This window comes from Actinospica durhamensis, from assembly GCF_018139695.1.
Classification (GTDB): domain Bacteria; phylum Actinomycetota; class Actinomycetes; order Streptomycetales; family Catenulisporaceae; genus Actinospica; species Actinospica durhamensis.
Window position 1 is genome coordinate 1 of the sequence record NZ_JAGSOG010000417.1, and the last position, 5,126, is coordinate 5,126.

General features: G+C 68.4%; 4 protein-coding genes. 1 reads left to right on the forward strand and 3 read right to left on the reverse strand.

Features of this window, described 5'->3' with window-relative positions; all coding sequences use genetic code 11:
• Positions 1–121: 121 nt before the first annotated feature.
• Positions 122–1,933 (reverse strand): beta propeller lectin, encoded by a 1,812-nt coding sequence (locus tag KDL01_RS38910; protein ID WP_212533739.1) that lies wholly within the window; start codon positions 1,931–1,933, stop codon positions 122–124.
• 819 nt (positions 1,934–2,752) lie between these two features.
• Here KDL01_RS38910 and KDL01_RS38915 point away from each other — a divergent pair.
• Complete coding sequence (locus tag KDL01_RS38915; RefSeq protein ID WP_212533740.1) at positions 2,753–3,307, forward strand: PRC-barrel domain-containing protein; 555 nt, start codon at positions 2,753–2,755, stop codon at positions 3,305–3,307.
• Positions 3,308–3,381: 74 nt separating this feature from the next.
• On the opposite strand, the gene KDL01_RS38920 is transcribed toward KDL01_RS38915, so the two are convergent.
• Positions 3,382–4,593, reverse strand: a complete 1,212-nt coding sequence (locus KDL01_RS38920) for a saccharopine dehydrogenase family protein (protein ID WP_212533742.1) — start codon at positions 4,591–4,593, stop codon at positions 3,382–3,384.
• A gap of 140 nt (positions 4,594–4,733) precedes the next feature.
• A partial coding sequence (locus KDL01_RS38925) for a TetR-like C-terminal domain-containing protein (RefSeq protein WP_212533741.1) occupies positions 4,734–5,126 on the reverse strand: 393 nt, incomplete at its 5' end.

Genomic DNA, 5,126 nt, shown 5'->3' on the forward strand with positions numbered 1-5,126 from the left:
GCTGGAAAGCACTCCGCCACGTGACCATAAGCCCGTCGAGAATCACCGAACTCGCCAGAGCGGCCCTCGTTCTCACCCACTTCGAACACCGCATGATCAGCTGAACCTCGCTGAGATCACGTCACTGGTTTCCGGAACTGGTCGTGACCGCGGCGATGTCACCGTCGGCCGCTGCGGGAGTGTCGCCGAACGGCCAGGTTCGGAAGTTCGTGTACGTGGTCGTACCGTCTGTGCGGCGCTCAATCTGGCCGATGGTCTGATAGATCTTCCCTTCCCGCCGGTAGAGGACGTGGATGTCACCGGCGGAGTCCTGGAACGCCGCCGGGGCGCCGAACGCCTGCTGGTCGCCCCAGGAGGCGTCGCTGAACACTCCCGTACCGCCGTTCGGGCGCGTGAAGGGATCCCACCAGACGTGCCACAACCCGCCCTCGGCCGCGCAGTAGAAGACATGCTGCGTACCGTCGGGTGTCAGAAGAGCCGCGGGGTCCGAGGATGGCGCGGGAAGCCGGTTGTTCGTGTTCCCGAACTTCCCGACGAACCAGTTGTAGCTGCCCCGGCTGTCCCCTCCCATGATCTGCCAGACGCGGTTGTCCGCCTGGGAGACGAAGAACACGTGGACGTTCCCTTGCCCGTCGAGGAAGGCGGCCGGGCTTCCACAGGCCGGCGTGGCGGGACCCGGCGCGGCCCACACCGCTTGCATGCACGTGGTGTCCAAAGGCGGCGGCAGCCCCCAGACATGGGTGATCGTTCCCGCTGATCTCCCATTGACGAACGCATGCCATTCGATGTCGCTCGCCCCGCTCGCGTCCTTCGCGAAGATGAACGCAGGGCGGACCGAAGGGCTGTATGGCGTCCCGATCCTCACGGGGCCACTCCACGGTCCCGCGCCCTTCACCCAGAACATGTGCAGCTGCCCGTTGTTGTCTGCGGCGAAGACGTCGGTCTGGTCCTCGGCGCCGTAGTGGGCCGAGGTGGCGAGCGAGGCGCCACGAGGGAACATCCCGGCCGGCCCGATGTTCACCGGGCCGCTCCACGGGCCCGTGCCGTTTGCCCAGAACGCTCGCAGCTGACCGTTGTTGTCCACGGCGAACACGTCGGTCTGGTTGTCGATGCCGTACTGGGCCGACGCCGCGACCGAGGCACCGGGAGGGAACATGGCCTCGCCGATGTTCGCCGGGCCGCTCCACGGGCTCGTGCCGATCACCCAGAACACTCGGAGCTGACCGTGGTTGTCCACAGCGAACACGTCGGTCCGGTTGTCGATACCGTAGTGAGCCGACGTCGCGACCGAGGCACCGGGAGGGAACACGGCCCGGCCGATGCTCACGGGCCCGTTCCACGCGCCCGTGCCGTTCACCCAGAACACCTGCAACTGACCGCTGTCGTCCACGGCGAAGACGTCGGTCTGATTGTCGACGCCGTAGTGAGCCGAGGCCGCGACCGAGGCGCCGGGAGGGAACATCCCGACCTGCCCGATGCCCACTGGGCCGCTCCACGAGCCCGAGCCGCCCACCCAGAACACCTGCAGCTGGCCGTCGTCGTCCACGGCGAAAACATCGGTCTGGTTGTCGACGCCGTGCTGGACTGAAGCCGCGACCGGGGCACCGGGGGGAAACCTCCACGCGGGGCCGATTGCTGTCGGGCCGTTCCACGGTCCCGAGCCGTTCACCCAGAACACCTGCAGCTGACCGTTGTCGTCCACGGCGAAGACGTCGGTCTGATTCGGGGAGCCGTACTGAGGCGAGACAGCGGCCTCGGCGCCCTCGGGAAACCGGCCGTTCGGGCTGATGACCGCCGGGCCTTCCCACGGACGACCGAGGCCGTGCACCCAGAAAACCTGGAGCGGGCCACTCCTTCCGAACGTGAAGACGTCGGTCTGATCAGGGATGCCGAGCTGGCCTGAGGCCTTGATCGGTTGGGGCGGTCGGAACATGTCTGTCGCCTTTGCGGCTGGGGTGACGGATGCACGACGACGGCAGTTCAGGAGCGCGAGCAGCCCCAGATGAGCCAGGTCGTCACCATCGCAAAGTCAAGCAGATGTCATATGCTGGCGCTCGCCGGAGAACTTCACGGCAGGCGGCGCACTCTCATCGCGTCAACCTGCGCGGATATCCCGACGGCGCTGATGCGGTGAACCCGTTCGTGCCGTGACGATCAGTCGTTCAGCTTCACCTCGATGGGTGCAATCCCACCCGCACCCGAGGGCGACGAACACCATCCACCACAACTCTCCCTCGCGCTCGGCCGACACCCCTGTGGGCGACCCGATAACCTCGGCAGGCCGCAACGACCCGAGGCGCGCGGGATGCGCCGGCAACACACCCCCCCGCGGTACTGCGAACGGCATTGCGCCGGTTGCGCCTGCTGGTCAGCCCGGAAACGGTACTGCGATGGCATCGCGGTTCTGATGTGCGGGTGCCACGTGGCGGGCAGCCGCCCGCGGCGTGCCGGACGGTCCCTGACGGTGGGCTCGATCCGCCGGCTGATCCTGCGCCTTGCCGAGGAGAACATCGCCAGTTCGCCGTGGATGCGCCGGTCGTTCGCCAGATTGGCTGGGACCTGCTGCGGCATCGGTGGTTCGGGACGATGATGGAGATACGGCCAGCCGCCGACCACCGGCGGAAACCGCGCTCGCGCAGCGATCGGGCGTCTCGGCAGCGGCCGGCGAAGCGGGAGGCCGACCAGGCATATGAGTGAGGCACAGTTCATCATCGGCACTGCCGTGCGGTGCTCCGACGGCGTCTGTGGGCGCTTGCAGCGGATCATCATCGATCCGGTCGGCAACAGGCTCACGCACCTCGCCGTCAAGCCGGACGGCTCGCTGGCTGGTCGGCTTGTGCCCGCGGACCGGGTCGAGTCGGTCGGCGCCGAGATCCTGCTCCGCTCCAGCACCGCCGAATTCGCGCAGTTCGAGGCCGCCGAGGAGACGGCGCCGCAGCACCAGGCGTCGTGGCCTTATTCCCCGCGCGAGCTGAGCGGGAGGTTTCCCGCGGGCGTGGAGGGCGTCGAGCGGGACACGGGTTACGGGAACCGGACGACCACTCGCGATCGGATTCCGGCCGGCGGCCTCGAGGTGCGCCGCGGCGAGCCCGTGTACGCCACCGACGGGGAGATCGGACGGGTCCAGGGGCTGAGCATCGAGCTCCAGGACCGGCATCTGATCCGCTTGCTGCTGGACAAGGGCCACCTCTGGGGTCGGACACGGTTCACCATCCCCGTCGGATCCGTGGACGGCTTCGGAGACGGCATCCGACTCGACTTGACCAAAGACCAGGTGCGCGAGCTGCTTCACGTCTCCACAGACTGAGACGCGTAGCCGCAGGGATCGAAGCCGCTGCCAGGTCGTCGCCGGCTAGTGCAAATCAATGGTCGGACATGTGATCAATGGTTGGGCATACTTGGCCGCGATGTCGGCTCGATCGTGCTGAATGTGATGCCTGCGTCGATCAGTCGTTGCAGGAGCGTCTCGCCCATGGCGGCCGCGGTGGTGACCTGTCCGGCGGTGGCCGGGTTGTCGTCGTACGCGAGGCACATGGCGGCCTCGGAGAGCATCTTGGCCGTCTCGTTGTAGCCGGGGTCGCCGCCGCACACCTGCGTGTGGACCTTCTGCTCTGCCGTTTCGCCGATGAAGTCGACGGTGAACCAGCTGCGTGCACGTCGGCTTTCGGTGGGGCCTTGGCCCTGTGGGATCCGTGAGCCGGCGAGGCGGCGCAGCGGTGGGATCTGTGCGCTCGCGGCGAGGCAGCCGGCGCCCGCCGCGGCGGCGATCAGTGTGACCACGCGTCGCATGCCGGCGTAGTGGGAGTACGTGAAGTCCGGGCCGTAGTCGCTGCGGGCGGCAGCGGAGCGCTTGACGACCATGGGGTCGCAGGTGGGCAGCGGCAGCAGCCAGAGGCGCAGGTCCGAGTCTCGGTGGGGAGAGCGTGCGTTCGCTCTGGCCCGTCGGCCCTCGGGACCCGGCTCCGCTTGCCTGCGGTCTCTGGCTGCCTGTCGCATCTGGCGGGCACGGGCCATCTGGCCCAGAGCGGAGTGGAGGGTCCCGCCGGAGAACATGGCATTGCTGCGGACGACGCCGCGGATCTTCAGGGGCACGTCCGATGGCAGTTGCTTGATGGTGAACAGGGTGCCCAGGTCGTGCGGGACGGAGTCGAACCCGCACGCGTGCACGAGCCGGGCGCCGCTCCGCACGGCGGTGGCGTGGTGGGCCAGGTACATCCGGTCGATGAACTCCGGCTCTCCGGACAGGTCGAGGTAATCCGTCCCGGCCCTCGCGCACGCCGCGACCAGCGGCTCGCCGTACGCCAGATACGGCCCGACGGTACTGGCGACGACGCGTGCCGAGGCGGCGAAGGCGTTGAGCGAGTCGGTGTCGGAGACGTCGGCGTAGAGGAGTTCGGGGTTGGGGGCAGGGGAATCGGTGGAGATGATGCGCTCGCGCACGGCTTCGAGCTTCGCCTGGTTCCGACCGGCCAGGGCCCATCGAGCGTCGACCGGCAGGTGGGCGGCGAGGTACTGCGCGGTCAGCCCACCGGTAAAGCCGGTGGCGCCGAACAGCACCAGGTCATACGGCCGGTCCGTCGCGCGCTCGGGCATGGCTGTGCTCCGTTTCCAGGCCGCTGCAGTCGATTTCCGGACGAGCTCCGGACGAGCATAGGAAAGCAAGTAAGCGGCGTCAACATTCCTCGCGGCGCTCATTCGGCTTTCGTCGGCGCGGGCGCCGGCTGTTTAGCTACTTAGCTTCCGCTGACGTCGTCGACCGCGCGCGATGGTCCGGCCGTCTGCGATCTCGATGCCGAGATGGCGAGCAGCGCGTCCACGGCCGCGTGGACCTGGCCGGCGACCGCCTGCGGGCTGGAGGCATCGAGCTTGCCGTCGAGGTGCAAAAACGCCAGCCCGTGCACCAGGGCCCACACCGCGGTCGACAGGGCCTGCGGATCGGCGGCGGGGAAGGTGGCGTGCACGATCCCGCGCACATACGTGTGGATGGCGTCGGTCGCCGCGGCACGCTCCTCGTTGGCCGGATCGCAGGGTTCGGCGAACATCACCCGGAACAGCGCCGGATGCTCGAGCGCGAAGCGGACGTAGGCCAGGGCTACCGCGGCCAGCTCCTCGGGCGTGGTGGGGCG

Bases quoted from the DNA above. Each gene is read 5' to 3' on its own strand.
- KDL01_RS38920 (WP_212533742.1), bottom strand. From the start codon at position 4,593: ATGCCCGAGCGCGCGACGGACCGGCCGTATGACCTGGTGCTGTTCGGC.
- KDL01_RS38910 (WP_212533739.1), bottom strand. From the start codon at position 1,933: ATGTTCCGACCGCCCCAACCGATCAAGGCCTCAGGCCAGCTCGGCATC.